This is a genomic window from Mesonia ostreae, assembly GCF_031845265.1.
GTDB lineage: Bacteria > Bacteroidota > Bacteroidia > Flavobacteriales > Flavobacteriaceae > Mesonia > Mesonia ostreae.
Genome location: NZ_JAVRBG010000001.1, coordinates 346,648 through 369,704, shown reverse-complemented (window position 1 = coordinate 369,704; position 23,057 = coordinate 346,648). Strand labels below are relative to the sequence as shown.

At 37.9% G+C, this 23,057-nt stretch carries 17 protein-coding genes and 1 tRNA gene; 15 read left to right on the top strand and 3 right to left on the bottom strand.

The annotated features are described in order from the left end of the window. Window positions 1–2: 2 nt before the first annotated feature. The 15 genes from RLT85_RS01820 to RLT85_RS01750 all read left to right on the top strand — a co-directional run bounded on the left by RLT85_RS01820 (window position 3) and on the right by RLT85_RS01750 (window position 17,715). A complete protein-coding gene (locus RLT85_RS01820) occupies window positions 3–314 on the top strand; it encodes an FtsL-like putative cell division protein (protein ID WP_311400331.1) in 312 nt (103 codons plus the stop codon). Continuing rightward, window positions 314–2,281: a PASTA domain-containing penicillin-binding protein gene (locus RLT85_RS01815; protein ID WP_311400330.1), complete on the top strand. Its 1,968-nt coding sequence runs from the start codon at window positions 314–316 to the stop codon at window positions 2,279–2,281. Before RLT85_RS01820 ends, RLT85_RS01815 begins: the two co-directional genes overlap by 1 nt. Continuing rightward, window positions 2,278–3,744, top strand: a complete 1,467-nt coding sequence (locus tag RLT85_RS01810) for a UDP-N-acetylmuramoyl-L-alanyl-D-glutamate--2,6-diaminopimelate ligase (protein ID WP_311400329.1) — start codon at window positions 2,278–2,280, stop codon at window positions 3,742–3,744. Before RLT85_RS01815 ends, RLT85_RS01810 begins: the two co-directional genes overlap by 4 nt. A 21-nt stretch (window positions 3,745–3,765) precedes the next feature. Next, complete coding sequence (mraY, locus tag RLT85_RS01805) at window positions 3,766–4,995, top strand: phospho-N-acetylmuramoyl-pentapeptide-transferase (protein WP_311400328.1); 1,230 nt, start codon at window positions 3,766–3,768, stop codon at window positions 4,993–4,995. Further along, the gene (gene murD / locus RLT85_RS01800) at window positions 4,995–6,332 is read left to right on the top strand and encodes a UDP-N-acetylmuramoyl-L-alanine--D-glutamate ligase (RefSeq protein WP_311400327.1); all 1,338 of its coding nucleotides are present in this window, start codon (window positions 4,995–4,997) and stop codon (window positions 6,330–6,332) included. Before mraY ends, murD begins: the two co-directional genes overlap by 1 nt. A 3-nt stretch (window positions 6,333–6,335) precedes the next feature. After that, window positions 6,336–7,577 carry an FtsW/RodA/SpoVE family cell cycle protein gene (locus tag RLT85_RS01795; RefSeq protein WP_311400326.1) on the top strand — a complete coding sequence of 414 codons (1,242 nt, stop codon included), beginning with the start codon at window positions 6,336–6,338 and terminating at the stop codon, window positions 7,575–7,577. Beyond that, window positions 7,574–8,668 carry an undecaprenyldiphospho-muramoylpentapeptide beta-N-acetylglucosaminyltransferase gene (gene murG, locus RLT85_RS01790; protein ID WP_311400325.1) on the top strand — a complete coding sequence of 365 codons (1,095 nt, stop codon included), beginning with the start codon at window positions 7,574–7,576 and terminating at the stop codon, window positions 8,666–8,668. Before RLT85_RS01795 ends, murG begins: the two co-directional genes overlap by 4 nt. A 1-nt stretch (window position 8,669) precedes the next feature. After that, window positions 8,670–10,025, top strand: coding sequence for a UDP-N-acetylmuramate--L-alanine ligase (murC, locus tag RLT85_RS01785; protein WP_311400324.1), 1,356 nt, complete (start codon window positions 8,670–8,672; stop codon window positions 10,023–10,025). Beyond that, a complete protein-coding gene (locus RLT85_RS01780) occupies window positions 10,015–10,734 on the top strand; it encodes a cell division protein FtsQ/DivIB (protein ID WP_311400323.1) in 720 nt (239 codons plus the stop codon). Before murC ends, RLT85_RS01780 begins: the two co-directional genes overlap by 11 nt. Window positions 10,735–10,744: 10 nt before the next feature. Beyond that, complete coding sequence (gene ftsA / locus RLT85_RS01775) at window positions 10,745–12,133, top strand: cell division protein FtsA (RefSeq protein ID WP_311400387.1); 1,389 nt, start codon at window positions 10,745–10,747, stop codon at window positions 12,131–12,133. Between the two features lie 43 nt (window positions 12,134–12,176). Further along, entirely contained in the window at window positions 12,177–14,186 is a 2,010-nt protein-coding gene (ftsZ, locus tag RLT85_RS01770; RefSeq protein ID WP_311400322.1) for a cell division protein FtsZ, read from the top strand. Window positions 14,187–14,304: 118 nt separating this feature from the next. Next, window positions 14,305–14,751 (top strand): GatB/YqeY domain-containing protein, encoded by a 447-nt coding sequence (locus RLT85_RS01765; RefSeq protein ID WP_311400321.1) that lies wholly within the window; start codon window positions 14,305–14,307, stop codon window positions 14,749–14,751. 37 nt (window positions 14,752–14,788) lie between these two features. Beyond that, a tRNA-Arg gene (locus RLT85_RS01760) sits at window positions 14,789–14,862 on the top strand. Between the two features lie 488 nt (window positions 14,863–15,350). Continuing rightward, window positions 15,351–16,721 (top strand): alanine/glycine:cation symporter family protein, encoded by a 1,371-nt coding sequence (locus tag RLT85_RS01755; protein ID WP_311400320.1) that lies wholly within the window; start codon window positions 15,351–15,353, stop codon window positions 16,719–16,721. Between the two features lie 328 nt (window positions 16,722–17,049). Beyond that, window positions 17,050–17,715, top strand: a complete 666-nt coding sequence (locus RLT85_RS01750) for a class I SAM-dependent methyltransferase (protein ID WP_375712322.1) — start codon at window positions 17,050–17,052, stop codon at window positions 17,713–17,715. Window positions 17,716–17,909: 194 nt separating this feature from the next. Here the strand turns inward: RLT85_RS01750 and RLT85_RS01745 are convergent, their stop codons facing one another. The 3 genes from RLT85_RS01745 to uvrA form a co-directional block, all read right to left on the bottom strand. After that, window positions 17,910–18,413: a hypothetical protein gene (locus RLT85_RS01745; RefSeq protein ID WP_311400318.1), complete on the bottom strand. Its 504-nt coding sequence runs from the start codon at window positions 18,411–18,413 to the stop codon at window positions 17,910–17,912. A gap of 125 nt (window positions 18,414–18,538) precedes the next feature. Continuing rightward, window positions 18,539–20,233, bottom strand: a complete 1,695-nt coding sequence (gene ggt / locus RLT85_RS01740) for a gamma-glutamyltransferase (protein ID WP_311400317.1) — start codon at window positions 20,231–20,233, stop codon at window positions 18,539–18,541. A 242-nt stretch (window positions 20,234–20,475) separates the two neighbouring features. Then, on the bottom strand, window positions 20,476–23,016 hold the full coding sequence (gene uvrA / locus RLT85_RS01735) for an excinuclease ABC subunit UvrA (RefSeq protein WP_311400316.1): 2,541 nt from the start codon (window positions 23,014–23,016) through the stop codon (window positions 20,476–20,478). Window positions 23,017–23,057: the final 41 nt, after the last annotated feature.

The following is a 23,057-nucleotide window of genomic DNA, read 5'->3' as shown; positions in this document are numbered from 1 at the left end:
AGATGAAAGAAGGGTTTTATAATGTATTAAAAGGTAAGTTTTTAATAAACGACGACGCTATGAAAAACTGGCGTTTTATCCTGTTCTGTACATTATTGGCCATTGTGATGATTGCTTGCTCTCACAGTGCAGAAAGAAAGGTACATATCATCGCAAAAATGAATAATGAAGTACGCGAATTGAGAAGTGAGTCTATCGAGGCGAAAAAAAACCTGATGCAGCTCAAAATGAAATCGGCTATAGAGAAAAGAGTGCAAGGAACGGGAATTGCACCGTCGAATACGCCACCACAAAAAATAAAAATTAATCTGTAATGACAACAGAGAAAGGCATCTTAAGAAGAATATACCTGGTAGCAGCCGGGATGTTGCTTTTTGCGTTTGCGATTGGCTTTAAGTTGATCAATATTCAGGTGGTTGATGGAGAAAAATACAGAGAGCTTTCAGAGCACCGAGTGTATAAAAGCTTTGTAATCCCAGCAAACAGAGGCAATTTATATGATGCTAATGGAAGCTTGTTAGCAACTTCAGTACCAGAATATGACATTAGATTTGATGCCGTAACTGTTTCTCACACAGATTTTGAAGAGAATGTAAAGCCATTATCTGAAAACTTGTCTAAAATGTTTGGTAAATCTGCTGCGCATTATGCACAGAATTTAAGACGTGCTCGCGCTCATAAAAACAGATATTATTTAGTGGCACGAAACGTTAGTTATACGCAATATGTGAAAATGAGAGAGTTTCCCATGTTTAATTTAGGAGCTTTTAAAGGAGGTTTTATCTCAGAGCAACGCACGGTAAGAGAATTGCCTTTAGGTAAAATTGGAGAACGTACGGTAGGCAGAGGCAGAGCTGGATTGGAAGGTGCGTACGATGATTATCTCAAAGGAAAAAACGGAAGAAGATTAAAGCAGAAAATAGCTAAAGGCCAATGGAAACCAATTGGAGATGCTAATGAGTTAGAGCCTCAAGATGGCTTAGACGTGGTTTCTACCATAGATATTACCATTCAAGATATTGCGCACCATGCTCTACTAAGGCAATTAGAAAATTATGAAGCAGACCATGGAACGGTGGTAGTGATGGAAACCAAAACCGGCGAAATTAAAGCCATGGCTAATTTAGGAAGAACCTCTAAAGGCACCTATTACGAAAAAAGAAATTACGCGATTTACGAATCTCAGGAGCCTGGATCTACATTCAAACTGATGACGATGGTGGCTGCTTTAGAAGATAAGGTTTTAGATACCAGCGATGTTTTTGACTCTGAAAACGGAAGAATAAAATACTACGATCGTGTGGTAAAAGATTCTCGCTATGGCGGATATGGAGAAATTTCGGCAGGAAGAGCTTTTGAAGTTTCTTCGAATACGGTGTTTTCAAAATTCATAAACGAAGGATATAAAAATAATCCAGAAGCTTTGGTGAATCGTCTTAATTATATGGGACTTAACCAAAAAATAGGATTAGAAATACAAGGCGAAGGTCAGCCTCACATTCCGCATCCAGATGATGCAAATTGGTACGGGACAACGCTTCCTTGGATGTCTTTTGGCTACGGAGTTACCATTACGCCGCTTCAAACTTTAGCTTTTTATAATGCCATTGCCAATAACGGAGTGATGATTAAGCCTCGCTTAATTAAAGAGATAAGAAATAGAGATAAGATTGTGGAGCATTACGAAGAAGGAAAAATCAACAACTCTATTTGTTCTAAAGAAACCGCTTCTAAAGTAAGGGAAATGATGAAGAATACGGTTTTAAAAGGAACTGCAACAAATATTTATACCGAAGAATTTTCGATGGCTGGTAAAACAGGAACTTGTCTCACTGGTTATGGAAAAGGAGATGGTTCTTCTGAATATGTAGCTTCTTTTGCGGGCTACTTTCCGGCAGATGATCCTAAATATTCTTGCATCGTGGTGGTGACAAAACCTAACCGTAATATAGGTTATTACGGAAATATCGTGGCAGCACCAGTTTTTAAAGAAATTGCGCAAGAAATTTATACAGATACTCCTACCACCAATGAATATGAAGGAGTAGAGGTAGATTATAAGAATGTAAAAGAAGACTACGAACAGTTTTACACTACGGCACAAAAATATAAAAGCATTATGCCAAATGTAGAAGGTTTGCCAGCGATGGATGCCGTTTCTCTTTTAGAGAACCTGGGATTAAAAGTAGTGCTAAAAGGAGTAGGAAAAGTAAGAAACCAGTCCGTAATAAGCGGAAAAAAAATAACGTCTAATCAAACTATTTACCTAACAACAACTTGATTTTACTAAAAGACATATTATATAAAGTAGCGATAGAATCTGTGATTGGGGATACCAATGTAGCGATACGCAACATAGATTTTGATTCTAGAAAAATCTCTTTAAACGATGTTTTTGTGGCCATTCGTGGAGAGGCTAATGACGGGCACGAGTTCATCGCTAAAGCGGAAAATGGCGGAGCTATTGCTATTGTGTGCGAAAAACTTCCTGTAAAGCAAATTAGTGGAATTACATATGTCTTGGTAAAAAACACCAAAGAAGCGTTGGCGAACATAGCTAGTAATTTTTACGACCAGCCATCTAGTAAATTAAAATTGGTTGGCGTAACAGGAACCAACGGAAAAACAACCATCTCCTCTTTATTGCACCAACTTTTCACCTTAGCGGGTTATAAAGTGGGATTAATATCTACGATTAAAATTGTAGTGGGAGAAGAAGAATTCCCTACGCGTTTAACGACGCCAGACTCGTTGACCATCAATAAATATTTACAGAAAATGAACGATGCTGGAGTGGAGTTTTGCTTTATGGAAGTAAGCTCGCACGGGATCGCACAATATAGAACTGCCGGTTTAGAGTTTCAAGGAGGGATTTTTACCAATCTTTCTCATGACCATTTAGATTACCACAAAAGCTTTAAGGAGTACCGTGATGTGAAGAAAAAATTCTTCGATGAATTGCCAAAATCAGCTTTTGCCATTACAAATATCGATGATAAAAACGGAGCTTTTATGTTGCAAAACACCAAAGCCACAAAGAAAACCTATGCTCTAAAAACCAATGCAGATTATAAGGTTCAGATTTTGGAAAATGAATTAAGCGGATTGTTATTAAAAATCAATACCAATGAAGTTTGGTCTACACTCATCGGCAATTTTAATGCGTACAACCTAGGCGCTATTTACGCTGCCGCGGATTTGTTAGGCTTAAAAGAACTAGAAAATTTAAAATATATAAGTCAGTTGAAAGCGGTTAGCGGAAGGTTTCAATACCTCATTTCCGCTAAGGAAAATATTACGGCCATTGTAGATTATGCACATACCCCAGATGCGCTTCAAAATGTGTTAGAAACCATCAATGCAATTCGTACCAAGAACGAAGAATTGATTACTGTGGTAGGTTGTGGCGGAGATCGAGATGCTACAAAGCGTCCTATAATGGGGAAAGTGGCAAGTGATTTAAGCACCAAAGTGATCTTTACGAGCGACAATCCGCGTACTGAAGATCCAGATAAAATTATTGAAGATGTAGAAGCAGGAGTAGAAGCGCACAATTGGAGTAAAGTTATTTCAGTAACCAATAGAAAGCAAGCGATAAAATCGGCTTGTGCGATGGCGAAAGCTAAAGATATTATTTTGATTGCTGGGAAGGGACACGAAACCTATCAAGAGATAAATGGAGTACGATCAGATTTTGACGATATAAAAATTGTACAAGAAATGTTGGAACAGTTCAATAAATAAGAGACAACAACAAAAAGTAAGATGCTATACTACCTATTTGAATTTTTAGAAAGAAATTATGATGTGCCAGGGGCGCAGCTGTTTCAGTATATCTCCTTTAGAGCGAGTATGGCTATTATATTGTCTTTGTCTATCTCTACTATTTTTGGAAAACAAATTATCAACTATCTACTTAAAAAGCAAGTAGGTGAGAGCGTAAGAGAATTAGGCTTAGAAGGGCAGCAAGAAAAAGCAGGAACGCCTACGATGGGAGGTTTAATTATTATTTTTTCAACCCTTATTCCTGTTGTACTTTTTGCCAAGTTAGATAATATTTATATCATTTTATTAATAGTGACCACAATATGGATGGGAGCTATAGGATTTGTAGATGATTACATCAAAACGTTTAAAAAGAACAAAGAAGGACTTCAGGGAAAATTTAAAGTGATTGGGCAAGTAGGCTTGGGAATTATTGTGGGTGCCACCATGTATATTCATCCAGATATTACCATAAAACAGCATGTAAAAGCAGATCCGCAGGCACAAGAGCAATTTATAGAAAAAGACATAAGTCAAAGTAAAGAAGAGAAATCTACCAAAACAACCATTCCCTTTGTAAAAGGAAATGAGTTTGATTATGCACAGTTAATTTCTTGGATTAATCCAGCCTATGCAAAATACGCTTGGATTATTTTTATTCCGATAGTGATTTTTATTGTGACAGCGGTTTCTAATGGCGCCAACCTAACCGATGGAATTGACGGTCTTGCTGCGGGCTCCTCCGCTATTATTGTCTTGACTTTAGGTTTATTTGCTTGGGTTTCGGGGAACATTATTTTCTCAGATTATTTGAATGTGATGAATATTCCTAACTCAGGAGAGATGACCATTTTTATCACTGCTTTTGCGGGAGCATTAGTGGGGTTTTTATGGTACAATACCTATCCAGCTCAGGTTTTTATGGGAGATACAGGAAGTTTAACCATTGGAGGAATTATCGCTGTATTGGCGATTGCCACTAGAAAAGAATTGCTGATTCCTTTGCTCTGCGGAATTTTCTTTATGGAAAATTTATCGGTAGTGATGCAAGTAGGATGGTTTAAATATACCAAGAAAAAAACCGGTATAGGGAAACGTATTTTTTTGATGTCTCCTCTGCATCATCATTATCAAAAGAAAGGACACCACGAGAGTAAAATTGTAGTTCGTTTTTGGATTATAGGAATTATGTTGGCGATTCTAACCATCATCACTTTAAAACTAAGATAATGAAAGAGCGGTTAGTCATATTGGGTGCTGGAGAAAGCGGACTAGGAGCAGCTATTCTAGGGAAAAAGGAAGGTTACGATGTGTTTGTGTCTGATCGCGGAACGATAGAATTAAAATACAAGCAGATTTTAATTCAGGAACAAATTGAATTTGAAGAAGATCAACATTCCGCAGAAAAGATTTTAACTGCAGATTTGGTGATGAAAAGTCCGGGGATTCCAGACGATGTTCCTTTAATATTAAAGCTGAAGAAAAAAGGAATTAAAGTGATTTCTGAAATTGAGTTTGCAAGTAAATATACCAATGCTAGTTTAATAGGAATTACCGGAAGCAATGGAAAAACTACAGTAACCTCTTGGATTTACCACGTGTTGAAAAACGGAGGTTTAGACGCTTTAATGGCTGGTAATATTGGAGACAGTTTTGCTAAAAATGTAGCCGAAAAAAATCCAGATTATTATGTGTTGGAGCTGAGTAGCTTTCAGTTGGATGGGATAGAGACATTTAATCCGCATATCGCGGTATTAACCAATATCACTCCAGATCATTTGGACCGCTACCACAACAATTTTGAAGAGTATGTGGCTTCAAAATTTAGGATTGTAAAAAATCAGACCAACAAAGATTACTTTATTTATGACGCCGATAATGAAACGATTTGCAATTGGCTCAAAAAAAATAAAATAAGTTCCATACAGCTTCCTATGAGTTTAAAGGAACACGAAGGAGAAGGAGCTTATTTAAAAGACGATAAAATTTATATAAAATTAGAAAACAAAGAATTTATAATGCACAAAGATCAATTAGCGCTAAAAGGAGAACACAATACCAAAAATGCGATGGCAGCTTCTACGGTTGCACAACTATTAAAAATTAGAAAACAAACCATACGAGAAAGCTTAGAGAGTTTTCAGGGGGTGGAACATCGTTTAGAACGCGTATTAAAAATTAATCACGTACAATACATCAATGATTCTAAAGCGACGAACATCAACGCCACCTATTATGCTTTAGATAGCGTACAGCCAGAAACCATTTGGATTGTAGGCGGTGTAGATAAAGGAAACGTGTACGAAGAATTACTTCCGTTAGTCAATGAAAAAGTGAAAGCGATTATTTGTTTGGGTGTAGACAACACAAAAATTATCAACTCGTTTAGTAATTGCGTAGAAACAATTGTAGAAACCAAGTCGATGCAAGAAGCTGTACAAATGGCTTATCATCTCGCCGATAAAGGAAATACGGTTTTACTTTCTCCTGCTTGCGCAAGTTTTGATTTGTTCAAGAATTATGAAGACAGAGGAAGGCAATTTAAAGATTTTGTAAGACAGTTATAAAAGTTGGCAAGAAAGACAGACATATCATCTAAGAATATATTCTTTTATTTAAAAGGAGATAAAGTCATTTGGGCTATAGCAGCGCTTTTGGCTATATTTTCATTTCTTCCCGTGTATAGCTCTAGTAGTAATCTGGCTTATTTGTATGGGGATGGAAGTACGTTTAGTTACCTATTATACCACTTCGCTTATTTATTATTAGGCTTTGGGTTAATTTATGGAATTCATAAAATTCCCTACCATTACTTTAAAGGCTTGTCACTTATTTTAATGCCAATTATTCTGCTTCTGCTGGTATATACCTTGGCACAAGGAAATACGATGGCAGGCGCTAATGCAAGTAGGTGGATAAATATTCCCATCATCAATAAAACTTTTCAAACCTCTACCGCAGCAGCAGTAATATTGCTCATTTATGTGGCAAGGTATTTATCTAAAATAAAAGATAGAAAAGTCACTTTTAAAGAATCCATTTTACCCTTGTGGATTCCTGTAGGTTTGATTGTAGGTTTCATTCTTCCAGCGAACTTTTCTACAGCGGCCATTATATTTACGATGGTGTTTACTTTGGTATTTCTAGGAGGCTATCCTATAAAATACTTAGGAATTATCTTGCTTTCGGCGGTGATGGTGCTCACTATTTTTATCCTTTCGGCGAAAGCCTTTCCCGGCGTTTTTCCTAACCGAGTAGATACGTGGATGAACAGAGTAGAAAACTTCTCTAATGGGGAAGATACCAAAGAAGACTACCAAATAGAAAGAGCAAAAATTGCCATCGCTCGAGGCGGAGTAGTGGGTACAGGAATAGGAAAAAGTGTGCAAAGAAATTTTTTACCGCAGTCCTCTTCAGATTTTATTTATGCCATTATTGTAGAAGAAATGGGCTTAGTAGGCGCTTTTGGAGTGATGTCTGCCTATTTGTTGATTCTATTTAGATTGGTCATTATTGCTACAAAATCCAATACCGTCTTCGGAAAATTATTGGTGATTGGTGTGGGCTTACCAATTATTTTTCAGGCGTTGATTAATATGGCGGTAGCAGTAGAATTATTTCCGGTAACGGGACAAACTTTACCCTTAATTAGTAGCGGAGGATCTTCTATTTGGATGACTTGTGTAGCTTTGGGAATTGTCTTAAGTGTGAGCGCCAAAAGAGAAGAAATAAAACTACAAGAAGAAGATTTAGAAGATGAGGAGCGAGAGCGTTTAGATAATCCTTTAGAAGTTTTAAGCGAAGCGATATGAGTGTATTAAGAGTCATATTATCTGGTGGAGGAACAGGCGGACATATTTATCCTGCGATTGCGATTGCTGATGAACTTAAACGCAGAAATCCCAAAGCCGAGATTCTTTTTGTAGGCGCTAAAGATCGTATGGAAATGCAAAAAGTACCTGCGGCAGGCTATTCCATTAAAGGACTTTGGATTAGCGGTATTCAGCGTAAGCTTACGTTGGATAATTTAATTTTTCCGCTAAAGCTGATTTCAAGTTTATATACATCTCATCAAATTTTAAAGCAATTTAAGCCAGATGTGGTGATTGGAACAGGAGGTTTTGCGAGTGGACCTTTATTGAAAGCGGCGAGTCAAAGGAAAATTCCGGTGCTTATTCAAGAACAAAATTCTTATGCAGGAATTACCAATAAATGGTTGGCAAAAGATGCTAAGAAGATTTGTGTAGCTTATGAAGGGATGAAGAACTATTTTCCTGCGGAAAAAATTGTATTTACGGGGAATCCAGTACGACAAGATTTGTTGGAAATAACCGATAAAAGAGAAAAAGCGCTGAAGCATTTTGCGTTAGATGAAAGTAAGCAAACAGTTCTTATTCTTGGAGGAAGTTTGGGTGCCAAAAGAGTAAATGAACTTATAGAAGAGCAGCTTGTTTTTTTTAAAGAGCAAAACGTGCAGCTCATTTGGCAAACAGGCAAACTCTATTTTGAAAAGTTTAAAGCGTACGCAGCGAATGAACATGTACAGGTGCATGAGTTTTTGAATGAAATGGATTTGGCTTACGCTGCCGCGGATTTAATAATCTCACGTGCAGGAGCAGGCTCTGTAAGTGAATTATGTGTGGTGGGGAAACCGGTTATTTTCATTCCTTCGCCCAATGTGGCTGAAGATCACCAGACTAAAAATGCTAAGTCCATCGCTCAAAATGAGGCCGCAATTTATCTAAAAGAAAGCGAACTAAACGAGCGCTTTAAGAATACCTTTGCAGGCTTATTGCAAAATGAAAAGAGGCAAAAGCAGCTTGCTGAAAATATTAAAAAACTAGCCAAACCCAATGCTACTAAAGACATTGTGGATTCGGTAGAAAACATACTAAAATCATAATTTGAAGAGTTTAAGCAACATATCGACTATTTACTTTCTCGGCATTGGCGGCATTGGCATGAGTGCTATTGCGCGCTATTTTCACGCCAATGGTAAGCAGGTGAGCGGTTATGATAAAACTCCTACCCAGCTTACCAAAGAGTTACAAGCTGAAGGGATGGAGATTTCTTTTGAGGAAGAAATACCCCAGATTTTAACCAATTTAGAAGACAAAGACAAGACTTTAATCATATATACTCCCGCTGTTTCAAAGGAAAATCTAGTGTATCAGTATATTGTAAAACACCAATTTTCTATGCTGAAAAGAGCAGAGATCTTAGGGCTGATTACAAAAGATATTCCAACCTTAGCGGTTGCTGGTACCCACGGGAAAACCACGACAACTGCCATCTTAGCACATATTTTGAAACAGTGCGGAGTAAAGCTTACGGCTTTCCTTGGCGGAATAAGTGAGAACTATCAAACCAACTTTATCAACGACGGGAATGAAGCCGCTGTAGTAGAAGCCGACGAGTTTGATCGTTCATTCTTGCAACTTTCGCCAAATATAGCCGCCATCACCTCGATGGATGCAGATCATTTGGATATTTATGGAAATAAAGAAGAGCTAGAAAACTCGTTTAGAGCTTTTATTGCAAAAGTTCCGAATCAAGAAGACTTTTTCTATGCTGAAGCTTTGTCACTTCAAGGGAATTCTTTAGGCTTTGAGGAAGATTCAGATTATCAAATTCAACATATTTCTATAGATAACGGGGTTTATATTTTCGACTTTAAAACGCCAACGGAAACGATAGAGGGAATCGAGTTTAGCCTTCCGGGGAAACACAACCTAATGAATGCGGCAATGGCATTGGCAATGGCGATTAAATTTGGAGTTAATTCCGCGAAAGCGTCAAAAACATTATCCAGTTTTAAAGGAGTAAGAAGAAGATTTACCTACCACTTAAGAAACGAGGATAGAGTGCTTATTGAAGATTATGCGCATCACCCTAGTGAAATTGATGCGGTTTATCAAGCAGTGCGAGAGATGCATCCCAATAAAAAAGTGTTGGCTGTTTTTCAGCCGCATTTATATAGCAGAACTCAAGATTTTGCTAACGAATTTGGCGTCAGTTTATCCGTTTTTGATGCCGTTGCTTTATTGGATATTTATCCCGCAAGAGAACAACCCATTATAGGGGTAGACTCAAAAATGCTGTTAGAAAAAATTGAAAATGATCAAAAAAGTCTGATAACTAAAGACTCAATATTCAAGAAAATTCAAGAAGTTTCTGCGGAAGTGATTTTGCTGCTAGGTGCAGGAAACATAGGAGACGAGGCAAATAAAATTAAAATTGCGTTAAACCATGAAAGTTAATTGGAATTACATAAAAGCTTTCGCATTATTGGTGCTAGTAGTGTTTTTATACAGCTTTTCTTCGGCTAGAAATAAGAGAAGAAATTTAGAGCGTATTGAAGTGCATTTTACAAATGATGAAAACTTGTATATCACTGAAACAGCAGTTAATAAGTTGTTAATACAAAAACATGATTCGGTTCAAAACTTGGCAAAAGAAACTCTAGATTTGAAGGTCATAGAAAACCGATTGGATACCGATGAAATGATTGAAGATGCTGAGGTGTATCTTACTGTAAACGGGCGACTTGAGGCGGTAATTTCACAAAGAAGACCAATTGCTCGGGTGTATGGAAATGAGTCGTATTATATTGATGTGAATGGTAAACATATGCCATTATCCACAAATTATTCGGCCAGAGTGCCATTTATTAAAAGTATAGAGGAAGAACATATCCCAGAGGTGTATCCGCTGGTAATGAAAATAGACAAAGATGAATTTTTAAAGGAGCATATTACCTTAATCAAGAGAAATCAAAAAGGAGAATATGTGTTAGAAATGAGATTGTACGATTTTGAAATCTTATTTGGAGAAGCAAATTCAATTGAAAATAAAATAAAAAATTTAAAAGCCTTTTATAAAAAAGCATTGCTAGATAATCAATTGGGAACCTATAAATGGGTGAATTTAAAATTTGAAAACCAAGTGGTTTGTACAAAAAAAGGATAGGAGTTTTACTATGGAAGAAAAAGACATTGCAGTAGGATTAGACATAGGAACCACTAAAATAGTGGCAATGATTGGCCGTCAAAATGAATACGGAAAGGTAGAAATTTTGGGAATAGGTAAATCTAAGAGCTTGGGCGTGCATAGGGGCGTGGTGAATAATATCACCCAAACCATACAATCTATACAGCAGGCAGTACAAGAAGCAGAGGTAGATGCAGGAGAGAAAATTGAAGAGGTTGTAGTTGGCATTGCGGGGCAACATATTAGAAGCTTACAGCATAGTGATTACATTACTAGAGCAAACCCAGAGGAGGTAATTAGTGAGCGCGATATAGACATTTTGTGCAATCAAGTACATAAGCTGGTGATGCTTCCGGGAGAGGAAATCATTCACGTATTACCGCAAGAGTATAAAGTAGACGGTCAAGCCGAAATTACCGAACCCATAGGAATGTATGGCGGTAGACTAGAAGCTAATTTTCATGTGGTGGTAGGGCAAATATCTTCGATTAGAAATATAGGAAGATGTGTAAAAAGTTCTGGTTTAGAGCTTTCTGGAGTAACCTTAGAGCCTTTGGCGTCTGCCAATGCAGTATTGAGTCAGGAAGAGAAAGAAGCCGGAGTCGCACTTATTGATATAGGAGGCGGAACCACAGATTTGGCCATTTTTAAAGATGGTATTATAAGACATACCGCAGTGATTCCTTTTGGAGGCAATGTGATTACAGAAGACATTAAAGAAGGCTGCTCTATTATAGAAAAGCAAGCTGAATTATTAAAAGTGAAATTTGGCTCAGCTTGGCCAGGAGAAAATAAAGACAATGAGATTGTTTCTATTCCAGGGTTAAGAGGAAGAGAGCCTAAAGAAATTACGCTGAAGAATCTCTCTAAAATTATTCATTTTCGAGTGGTAGAGATTGTAGAGCAGGTGTATTTAGAGATAAAAAATTACGGTCACGAAGAGCAAAAGAAAAAGCTTATTGGAGGGATTGTAATTACGGGAGGTGGAGCTCAACTAAAGCATTTAAAGCAGTTGGTGGAGTATATTACGGGAATGGATACTCGTATTGGCTATCCCAATGAACATTTGGCAGGAGATTCTGATGAAGAAACTACAATTCCTATGTACGCTACCGCAGTTGGTTTAGTGCTTAATAGCATAGACAAAAGAAGAAAGAAGGAGGAAGAGAAGAAAGAGCAAGAGATGCTAGAAGCACAACAGCCACAACCATCGATTTTTGAAGAGAAAGAAGCAGAAACGGAAGAAGGAGAAGCATTAGAAAAAAATCACGAGACTTCTCCGCAAAAAGAAGAACGAAGAGAGCCGAGAGGTCCTAGAAAAAACATTTTTGAAAAATGGTTTGACAATTTCAAGGATTTTTTGGACAACGCAGAATAAAAAAATAGCTTAAAAGAAAATTAATACCGAAAACAATAGAATTATGAGCAGCACAGAATTCGATATTTCATTTGATTTACCCAAAAATCAATCCAACGTAATTAAAGTCATAGGTGTAGGGGGCGGAGGCTCCAATGCCATTAACCATATGTTCCAACAAGGAATTAAGGGAGTAGACTTTGTAGTTTGTAACACAGATGCGCAAGCTCTGGAAAACACAAGTGTTCCTATAAAAATTCAGTTAGGAGTAAATCTAACCGAAGGATTAGGTGCGGGAGCCAACCCAGAGATTGGGGAGCAAGCTGCTTTAGAGAGTTTTGACGATTTAAAAAACATGCTCGATACCAATACTAAAATGGTATTCATTACTGCTGGAATGGGCGGAGGAACCGGTACGGGTGCAGCTCCAATCATTGCCAAACAAGCTAAAGATATGGGAATCTTAACGGTGGGGATTGTAACGATACCGTTTCAGTTTGAAGGTAATACTAGAAATGATCAAGCTCAATTAGGAGTAGAGCGACTTAGAAAGAATGTAGATTCATTAATCGTTATTAACAATAATAAGCTGCGCGATGTCTACGGAAATTTAGGGTTTAAAGCTGGTTTCTCTAAGGCAGATGAAGTATTAGCAACGGCATCTAGAGGTATTGCTGAAGTAATTACGCATCACTATACGCAAAATATTGACTTGCGAGATGCAAAAACGGTATTGAGTAATAGTGGTACAGCGATTATGGGGTCTTCTGTAGCTTCTGGAAGTAATAGAGCGAAAGAAGCAATTGCGAAAGCTTTAGACTCTCCTTTGCTAAACGATAATAAAATTAGTGGTGCTCAAAATGTATTGTTGCTTATCGTTTCTGGATCTGAGGAGATTACGATAGATGAGATAGGGGAAATTAATGATCATATTCAAGCAGAAGCTGGTCATAGCGCCAATATCATAATGGGAGTTGGAGATGACGAGAGCTTAGAAGAATCTATATCAGTTACTATAATTGCTACAGGTTTTAATGTAGAGCAACAAAATGTAATCGTAAATACAGAAACTAAAAAAATCATTCATACGCTAGAAGATGAGCAAAAAGCAGAGCGTGATTTAACCACAAAAAAGAATACTACTTCTTCTAATTTTAGCGCTCCAGTAGAAAAAACTCCTGCACCAGCGCCAGAAAAAGTAGTTCATGTGTTGGAAGAAGAGCCAAAAAAGACAGAACCTAGGAAAGATGCGCCTTCTGCGGAAATGGGAAAAATGAATTTGATTCCTACCTCTGAGTTGATAAAAAACTTGAACGTTTCTTACGAGGAAGTAACTTATAACGAAGATGACTTCGTAATTATAGATTCTTCCGAAGAAATTAAGGATATGGATGTAAACGGTGTTACAGAAGTTACTTCAGAAGGAGAGGAATCTCAAGCGATGTTTACCTTCGATTTTCCTTTAAATGAAACAGAAGAAGTAAAAGAAACTCCTAAAGAAGAGCCTAAAGCTGAAGAAAAACCAGAGAAAATTGTCTACGATCTTTCAGAAGAAGAAGAAGAAACGAAAGAAATGGAGGTGCATGATGAGATAGAGGTATCTGGAAGCACATCTGCAAACGGAGAAAAGCGTTACAGCTTAGAGGATTATATGGAGGTAGAAAATACCTTGAACGAGGCAAGACCTAGCGCTCCAAAAGCTTCTCCTGCTCCACAAAAGCTAGAAGCAAGAAGAGAAGAGGAAACCGTGAAGAAGACCACTCCGTCTGTAGAGGAGAAATTAACTCCAGAAACGTCAGATGAAGATCCTTTTAACAATCCTATTTCTGAAGATCTTATCGCTAGAGCGGAAGAAAGACGTGCTAGAATGAAAAGTTTCAACTATAAGTTTAGAAACAATCAAAACAGTATAGATGAGATTGAAAAGCAGCCGGCTTACAAAAGAGCAGGCTTAGATTTAGATAATTCTAATCCTAGTCAGGATAAATTGTCGAGAACTAGTATTAGTAAAGATAGCAATGATGAGGTGAGTTTCCGAAGTAACAATTCATTTCTGCACGATAATGTAGATTAATCGATTGTTCTTTTTGCTTGGAATAAAAATCAAGCATAAGTATTCCCCGAAGTTATTTTAAAATAGCTTCGGGTTTTTTACGCAATAATACTTATCTTCGTGCTCCAAATAAAGAACTATGAGTTTTGAGAAAGAAGTAATGACGCAGATGAAAGTTGCCATGAAAGCAAAAGATACTGTGGCTTTAGAAGCTCTAAGAGCAGTTAAAAGCGGAATATTATTAGCGAAAACCGAAAGCAATGCACAAGAGCTTTCTGAAGATGAAGAAATGAAGTTGGTACAAAAGCTAGTAAAACAGCGTAAAGATAGCGCTGCCATATATCGAGAGCAAAACAGACCCGATCTTGCTGAGCCAGAAGAGAAGCAAGCAGAAGTAATTGCTGCTTTTCTACCTGCACAATTAAGCGAAGCAGAAATTGAATCTGAGGTAGAAGTGATTATCGCTGAAACTGGAGCCGAAGGTATGAAAGATATGGGAAAAGTGATGGGAATGGCATCTGGGAAACTAGCAGGAAAAGCAGATGGAAAAACGATTTCTGCTATTGTAAGAAAGAAATTGGGATAGATTTAAAGTAAAAGATTCCTGGCTTCGCAGGAATTATGGCCTCGTGGCGCAACTGAATAGCGCATCAGATTTCGGCTCTGAGGGTTGGGGGTTTGAATCCCTCCGAGGTCACGAATAAATAGAAAAGTCTCACGTACAAATCAAGCTTTCTTGAATTTGTACGTGGGACTTTTCTATTTGTTAGAAAATGATTAAGTTCACTTTAATGAGGGATACCAATTTCAACGTATAACTTTGGTAGGATAATGATTCTAAAATAGGCATTAGTATTAGTTATTACGGAAGCATTTATTCAGGCTAAATCAATTTTGGAATTAAGGAAATTCTATAGATATTCTTGAAAAACCTTCTACTTGAAAAGTGTGTAGGTTACCTAAATCAGGTTCATTAACTTTATTTGTTATTAATTCTACATATTACTTTACAATTCTAATTAATTTTGTTGGAAAATTGTAGAAAAAAACGCATCAATAGGAATCCTGCCGCATAAAATGAAGCGTTTAAAAGGTTTCAAAAAAAGCAAAACTTTTAAAAAAAAACCTAGTGTTATGATACGATAGATACTGCTTTATTTCATATTTTTCAGTATTATAAAGTTTATGGAAGCATTAGATAAAATCATCTCTCAATTCGCATCAGCAATTTGGGGATTTCCTTTGATTATTTTGTTAGTTGGAGGCGGATTATATTTACTTATCTTATCAAATTTCCTGCCGTTTAGATATTTAGGGCATGCTTTAGATGTTCTTAAAGGAAAATTTAATAATCCTGATGACCCGGGAGAAATCAATCATTTTCAGGCACTCTCTACCGCACTTTCTTCAACCGTTGGTATGGGAAATATTGCTGGCGTTGCCGTTGCCATTACTTTAGGTGGACCTGGTGCTATTTTCTGGCTTTGGGTTAGTGCCTTTGTAGGAATGGCTACCAAATTTTTCACCAATACGCTTGCAGTCATGTACCGCGGAAAAGATACTCAAGGGAAACTACAAGGCGGTGTGATGTACTTTATAGAAGAAGGCTTGGGAAAGAAATGGAAGTTTTTAGCTGTCCTTTTTAGTATCGCTGGGTTGGTTGGTGCACTTCCAGTTTTTAATGTCAATCAGCTCACTCAAGCCATCAATTTTATTCTACTAGAACCCAATGATATTACTACTGGACTGGGCACTAATCTCACCATAGGAATCGTTCTGGTCATCTTAACTTCAGTCGTTATCCTAGGCGGTATCCGGCGCATTAGCAAAACAGTTTCTCGCTTGGTACCAGCCATGATTGTTTTGTATTTTATTTCAGTACTCACTATACTTGGGGTCAATTTTGAGGTTGTTCCTCAATATTTCTCAATGATTTTCACAGATGCCTTTGCTGCGGAAAACTATAAAGGAGACCCAATGCTTGGCGGAGTTCTAGGAGGTTTGATTATCCTCGGAATTCGTAGAGGTGCTTTTTCTAATGAAGCAGGTATAGGAACCGCAACCTTGGCACATGGAGCCAGTCAAACTTCAGAGCCAATTCGAGAAGGACTTGTGGCTATGTTGGGACCAGCAATAGACACCTTGGTGGTTTGTACATTAACTGCCCTTTCTATTTTAGTTACCGGAATTTGGCAAACTTCAGATGTGAATGGGGTGAGTTTAACAGCAGCTGCATTTAAGAATTCTATACCTTATGTGGGCGATTATATTTTATTGTTGTGTATTGCAGCTTTTAGCATTTCTTCCTTATTTTCTTTTTCTTACTACGGCACAAAATGCCTGTCATATCTTGCCGGCGCTGAATATAAACATTATTACAACTACGTTTATATTATAAGTATCTTACTTGGTGCAACGACTTCTTTGAGCGCGATGATCAACCTCATCGATAGTTTTTTTGCATTAATGGCTATTCCCACAATGATCGCAACATTAATTTTAGCACCAAAGGTCATGAAGGAAGCTAGAAGATATTTTAAAAAACATCTGGAGTAATGAAATTATCGGTTTCTTCCTACTATGAAAACAGTGTTTTATAAGTAATGATACGGATGGCTGCAGAATAAATATTGATTCAAACTCATTATAATGTTCTCACGTCAAATCGAGCTGACTTGAATTTGTAAGTGGGCGGATTTTCTATTTTTACAGCGGAGCTTTGGGGATCACCGTAGGTAATCTTTTTGAATTTACGAATTATAACGTCAAATTACTATTAAGCCTTTTTGTATTTATAATTAATCAAGAAAAGTCTTCTTTTAATTTTACATTTGAAAATCAGAAAAAAGAACTTTTATAGTTGGTATAGATTCATAGTCTGTTGATGAAAAAAGAAAATAAAACAAAGAAACCATGGCCTACCAAAGATGCTATGGAACAGGTTTATGAGAAGAAGCTTTGGGGGACTGATAATTCTGACTTCTATTCTGGTTTAGGCTCGCATCATCCCGAAATTGTAAGTCCATACATAGAAGTATTGACTTCATTTTTAAACTCTTTTAAGGATCCACTAACGCTATGTGATTTAGGTTGTGGGGATTTTAATGTGGGGAAACAATTGGTGAAGTATACCCAAAAGTATATGGCGGTAGATATTGTACCTAGTCTTATAGCCTGTAACAAAGAGAAGTTTAAAGAAGACCACTTAGAGTTTTATACGTTAGATATTGCCAAAGATGATTTACCTCAAGGAGATTGCGCGCTATTAAGACAGGTGTTGCAGCATTTATCAAATGCGGAAGTACAACGTGTGCTGAGTAAGTTAACTAATTTCAAATATGTTATTCTAACGGAACATGTCCCTGAAGGAGATTTTACTCCCAATAAAGATATTATTTCTGGACAAGGAATAAGATTGAAAAAGAAAAGTGGTCTCAACGTGCTAGCTGCACCATTTAATTTTAAGGTAATAGAAGAAAAACAATTGCTATCTATTCATTTACCCAACTTTAAAGGAGTGATCGTAACAACACTTTATAGCGTGTTTTAAGCTGCTCCTTACCTAACCAATATAATAGCAGTTTTTTGTTTCGGGGAGTTGCTAAAAGTCAGGACTTTATTGTAGTTGCGAGTTTTTGTTTTTGTGAAACCAGGGTTAATATACAAAGATAGATTTAGAAGCACCTTGACAAAGAATGAAGCTCTTTCACCTGTATTTTTTTCACAGTTCTTTGTTTAAAAAAATCATTTTACTTTCAAAATAGAATAATTTATCTTCTTGCTTCTATTTTCTTTCATTCTACCGTAAAACAGTTTTATTATTTTATTTTTCAAAGGATGGTTTTCGTCAAAACAATCTTTTCCTTTAGCATCGTAAACAGTTAAACAAGCATAATAATTATTTTTTGTTTCTGTTCCGCCAGCTATTACAGTATAAACTTCATCGTCTTCAAAAAGCCGAATGTTTTTCCATATTTTTTGATTAATGTTTTCTTGGTGTAGACCGATACTCTGGTCATTCCATATTCCATAATCGAGGTACATGGATTTCATCGTATCTAAAGCAGAATCAATTTTATAAAATCTTAATTCGTGGATAGTAATCGAATCAGAATTGACAAGGTTTAAAGTTTTAACAACACTTAAATCTTCAAAGTTTGTCTTCATTTTAATTTCATTATCACTTACTTTAGAAGATGAACAGGAAATGAAATTTAAAACAAATACAATCAGGAATATTTTTTTCATAATTATTTAATATTGATTACGCCAACTTAAAAATACACTTTTTAACAGAGTTTATCACAAAATAACAATCATTTCAATGGCGTTACATCTCCTCAACTTAGAGGAATTCATCTCAAAAACCCCAATCACTCCACCCCAACCGAATCGTCCCCACGACCATCAGCTACCGCGTGGTAATTACCATCCTTATCTACTAAAATCACTTCCATTCTACCAATTTTGGCAGTCTCTTTAAAGGTATAGCCCTTTTTCTCTAGCGCTTCAATCGTATACTTAGGGAAATCTTCTTCTATCAAAATATGTTCAGGCAGCCATTGTTGATGAAATTTTGGAGCGTTCACTGCTGTGTTCACATCGGTGCCAAAATCAATGATATCTACGATCACCTGAAAAACCGAGGTCGGAATCGTGGTTCCCCCAGGGGTTCCTACCACCATAAAAGGCTTGTTGTCTTTTAAGAGAATCGTGGGCGCCATAGAACTCAGCATTCTTTTCTTTGGGGCGATAGCATTGGCTTTTCCGCCTATAGCACCGTACATATTAGGCACGCCGGGCTTGACAGAAAAATCATCCATTTCATTGTTGAGCAAAAAACCAGCTCCCGAAACCATCACTTTACTGCCAAAATTCCCATTCAGGGTCGTGGTGACAGATACAGCATTGCCTTCTTTATCCAAAACGCTAATGTGCGTCGTTTCTTTCTTTTCTTTTTGAGGAATGATAATATCTCCCACGGCACTGCTTGGCGTTGCTTTATCTGGATTATAATTGGCAAATCGCTGCTTTAAATAGGATTTACTAATTAACTTTTGCGTTTGGTCTTTTATAAAATCGGGATCGCCCATATATTCGGCGCGGTCGGCATACGCACGTCGCTCTGCTTCTACCATGGGCTGCACGGCTTCGGGAGAGTTTAATTGCTTGCCTTCCAAGCCTATTAAATTGGTCATTTCCAGCATTTGCGCCAAGAGAATTCCTCCGCTAGACGGTAAGGGCATCGTCACCACTTCGTGTCCTTTATAATCGAAGATGAGTGGCGCTCTTACTTTCACTTTGTACTGTTTTAAATCGGCTAAACTAATGATGCCGTTACCGCGTTTCATTTCTTTTACGATTAAATTTGCCGTTTTGCCTCTATAAAAACCTTTTAATCCTTTCTGCTGAATTTTTTTTAGGGTATGAGCCAAATCTTGCTGAACTAGAATATCATCTGCTTGCCATTCTAGATTTTTTACGAACGGAATCGAATGCTTATTTAGATGTAAAAAATCATCTTTATAGGTGTTAAACAAATCTGCTTGATCTTGAGTAATGGAAAATCCTTTTTCAGCCAATTCAATAGCCGGTTGAATCAATTGCGTCATGGGAAGTTTCGCGTATTGGTGCATTTCAAAAAGTCCAGCCACAGCTCCCGGAACTCCAGCCGCTAAGCTTCCAAACCGACTAAGATTAGTGTTGGCATTTCCGTTTTCATCCAAATACATATCTTTATGAGATTTTAAAGGCGCTGTTTCTCTAAAATCAATCGTGAATTTTTTTCCTTCTTTCATCGTGGCAACCATAAAACCGCCGCCGCCAATATTTCCGGCTTGCGGATAAACCACAGCGAGCGCATATTGTGTCGCAATCGAAGCATCAAAGGCATTTCCACCTTGGCGTAAAATTTTGGCGCCCACTTCACTGGCTAACGGAAAAGCGGAAACCACTACGCCTTTATTTTTCACTTGAACCTCTTTTACCAGATTATAATCGGTGTGCTGCCCAAAGACAAGGGGAGGGGTACATAAGAGAAAACCAATCAGTAAAAATAATTTTTTCATCACTGCAATTTTAAATCACCTAAAAGTTCGTCATTTTTAATCGAAATCCCGAATGCAAATCTTGATTAATTTGTATAGAATTTCTAGTCTGGTTTGATAAAACAGGAGTCCTGCCCTCGAGAGACCTCACAGCTTTTCAAAAGCTGTGAGGTCTAATGATGATTAAGCTTTTTGGTGTTATGAATAAAAACTGAAATTCAATAGTCAATAGGATCTAACTTAATCAACCAATTTTTCAGAAATCAAGAATGTTCGTTTAAGGTTCTTGCTAAATAAGTTGCTGTTTTACTTTGCTTATTTTTTGCAACTTCTTGCGGCGTGCCTTCAGCAACCACTTTTCCACCTTCTTCCCCGGCGCTAGGGCCCAAGTCAATCACCCAATCACTGCCAGCGATTACCTGCATATCATGTTCTACCACAATGACCGTGTTGCCAGCATCCACCAATTTTGCTAGCTGAAGTTGTAATTTTTCTACATCTGTGGGATGCAGTCCCGTCGTTGGCTCGTCTAAAATATAAAGCGTGTTTCCCTTGCTTAGGCGCTGAAGTTCTGTAGCTAGCTTAATTCGTTGCGCCTCTCCACCAGAAAGCTCTGTCGCCGACTGCCCCAAACGCAAGTACCCCAAACCTACATCTTGCAACACCTTAAGTGGCCGACTAACACGCTCTTCTTCCGTAAAGAATTCCGCAGCTTCATTTACTGTCATTTCAAGTATTTGTGCGATATTTTTCTCGTGATAGGTAACTTCTAGCGTTTTGGCATTATAGCGGGCACCTTCACAAACAGGACAGGGCGCATAAACACTGGGTAAAAATAAGAGCTCTACCATCACAAAACCTTCTCCATCACAATTGGAACAACGTCCTTTGCCTACATTAAAGGAAAAACGGCCAGCATTATAACGACGTTTTTTTGCTAATTTTGTGGAAGCAAATAATTTTCTCACCACATCAAATAAACCAGTATAAGTCGCAAGATTAGAACGCGGAGTTCTACCAATAGGTTTTTGATTCACCACGACCATACGTTTTAGAGTTTCGGCGCCTTCGGTAATGTTACCTCCCAACGTTTCTACGATGTTTTTTTGCAATTCATCTTCTGTTTCTTCTTCCGTAGAAGTTTCCTTTCCCAGATGCGTGGCCATGAGCTCCACCAAAACTTGACTTACCAAACTACTTTTCCCCGATCCTGAAACCCCGGTAACACTGGTTAATACGCCTAAAGGAAGAGAGACATCGAGCTTTGTTAGATTATTTCTAGTCACGTCACTTAATCTCAACCAACCGGAAGGTCTTCGCGGAGCAGACTTTTTAAAAGGTAAATCATTAAACAAGTGTTCTCTGGTTTTTGAGCGTGCAATCTTTTTTAAGCCAGCTGGGGGACCGCTGTATAAAATTTCTCCGCCACCTTCGCCAGCATCTGGACCTACATCTACAATCCAATCGGCATGGCGAATCACATCTAATTCATGTTCCACAATAAAAAGCGAATTTCCAGATGCTTTTAATCGGTCTAAAGCTTTTAATAAAGCTTCGGTATCTGCGGGATGCAATCCTGCGGAAGGCTCATCTAAGACATAAACGACGCCAAATAAATTACTACGTACTTGAGTGGCGAGCCTTAAGCGTTGATGCTCTCCAGGAGAAAGGGTAGGAGTGCTGCGCTCTAAGGATAAATAACCCAGCCCCAATTCTAATAAAACTTTCACTCGGGCTACCAGATCTTCGGCTATTCGCTGCGCAACGATTACTTTTTCTTTATGATTTTTAGCTAATTTGTTGAGTCCTAGCGCAGATCCATCGGCATAAGGAGTAAAAATAGAAAGTAATTTCTTGAGAGGAAGTCGGGAAATGTCGGCAATATCATAATCGGCAAAAGTCACCGAAAGAGATTCACGGCGTAAACGTTTTCCTTTACAGGCAGGGCAGTCGCTGCTTAGCATATATTGCGATACGCGTTTTTTCATCAAATTACTTTTCGTATTGGCAAAAGTATGCAGCACATATTTTTTTGCGCCGGTAAAAGTCCCCATATAACTTGGTTCTCTATTTTCTTTAATAGCCACCTGAACTTCTTCTCGGTCAAGACCAGGATAAACGGGTACGCGTGGTTTTTCATCGGTGAACAAAATCCAATCCCGTTCTTTTTGAGGAAGATTTTTCCAGGGAACATCAACATCGTAACCCAACGTGATTAAAATATTCTGAAGATTTTGACCTCCCCAAGCTTTTGGCCAAGCCGCGATGGCTTTTTCCCGAATCGTCAAAGAATCGTCTAAAACCATGCTTTCCTCAGTCACTTCATAAACTCTACCAAGACCGTGGCATTTGGGGCAGGCTCCCTCTGGAGTGTTGGTGGAAAATGATTCCGCATATAAAATGGATTGATCTGCTGGATAATCTCCCGCGCGCGAATATAACATCCGCAGTAAGTTGGATAAGGTGGTTACAGAACCGACTGAAGATCGCGTAGTGCCCGAGCCTCGTTGTTGTTGTAGAGCGACTGCTGGCGGAAGTCCTTCTACTTCATCCACTTCTGGGATTGGCATCTGATGAAAAAGTCGTCGTGCATAAGGCGACACCGATTCTAAATATCTTCGTTGAGCTTCGGCATACAAAGTTCCAAAAGCAAGGGATGATTTCCCAGATCCTGAAACTCCCGTAAATACGACTAAAGCATCGCGAGGAATTTCTAAACTTACGTCTTTGAGATTATGTTGTCTTGCTCCGCGTACCGTAACAAAGCCTTCTTTTTGGGTATTATTTTTATTCGATTCTTCCATGTTTGTGCAAGAAACAAAAAATATATCAAGAACCTATTGCT

Bases quoted from the DNA above. Each gene is read 5' to 3' on its own strand.
- RLT85_RS01820 (WP_311400331.1), top strand. From the start codon at position 3: ATGAAAGAAGGGTTTTATAATGTATTAAAAGGTAAGTTTTTAATAAAC.
- RLT85_RS01815 (WP_311400330.1), top strand. From the start codon at position 314: ATGACAACAGAGAAAGGCATCTTAAGAAGAATATACCTGGTAGCAGCC.
- mraY (WP_311400328.1), top strand. From the start codon at position 3,766: ATGCTATACTACCTATTTGAATTTTTAGAAAGAAATTATGATGTGCCA.
- murD (WP_311400327.1), top strand. From the start codon at position 4,995: ATGAAAGAGCGGTTAGTCATATTGGGTGCTGGAGAAAGCGGACTAGGA.
- murG (WP_311400325.1), top strand. From the start codon at position 7,574: ATGAGTGTATTAAGAGTCATATTATCTGGTGGAGGAACAGGCGGACAT.
- RLT85_RS01780 (WP_311400323.1), top strand. From the start codon at position 10,015: ATGAAAGTTAATTGGAATTACATAAAAGCTTTCGCATTATTGGTGCTA.
- ftsA (WP_311400387.1), top strand. From the start codon at position 10,745: ATGGAAGAAAAAGACATTGCAGTAGGATTAGACATAGGAACCACTAAA.
- ftsZ (WP_311400322.1), top strand. From the start codon at position 12,177: ATGAGCAGCACAGAATTCGATATTTCATTTGATTTACCCAAAAATCAA.
- RLT85_RS01765 (WP_311400321.1), top strand. From the start codon at position 14,305: ATGAGTTTTGAGAAAGAAGTAATGACGCAGATGAAAGTTGCCATGAAA.
- RLT85_RS01755 (WP_311400320.1), top strand. From the start codon at position 15,351: ATGGAAGCATTAGATAAAATCATCTCTCAATTCGCATCAGCAATTTGG.
- RLT85_RS01750 (WP_375712322.1), top strand. From the start codon at position 17,050: ATGAAAAAAGAAAATAAAACAAAGAAACCATGGCCTACCAAAGATGCT.
- RLT85_RS01745 (WP_311400318.1), bottom strand. From the start codon at position 18,413: ATGAAAAAAATATTCCTGATTGTATTTGTTTTAAATTTCATTTCCTGT.
- ggt (WP_311400317.1), bottom strand. From the start codon at position 20,233: ATGAAAAAATTATTTTTACTGATTGGTTTTCTCTTATGTACCCCTCCC.
- uvrA (WP_311400316.1), bottom strand. From the start codon at position 23,016: ATGGAAGAATCGAATAAAAATAATACCCAAAAAGAAGGCTTTGTTACG.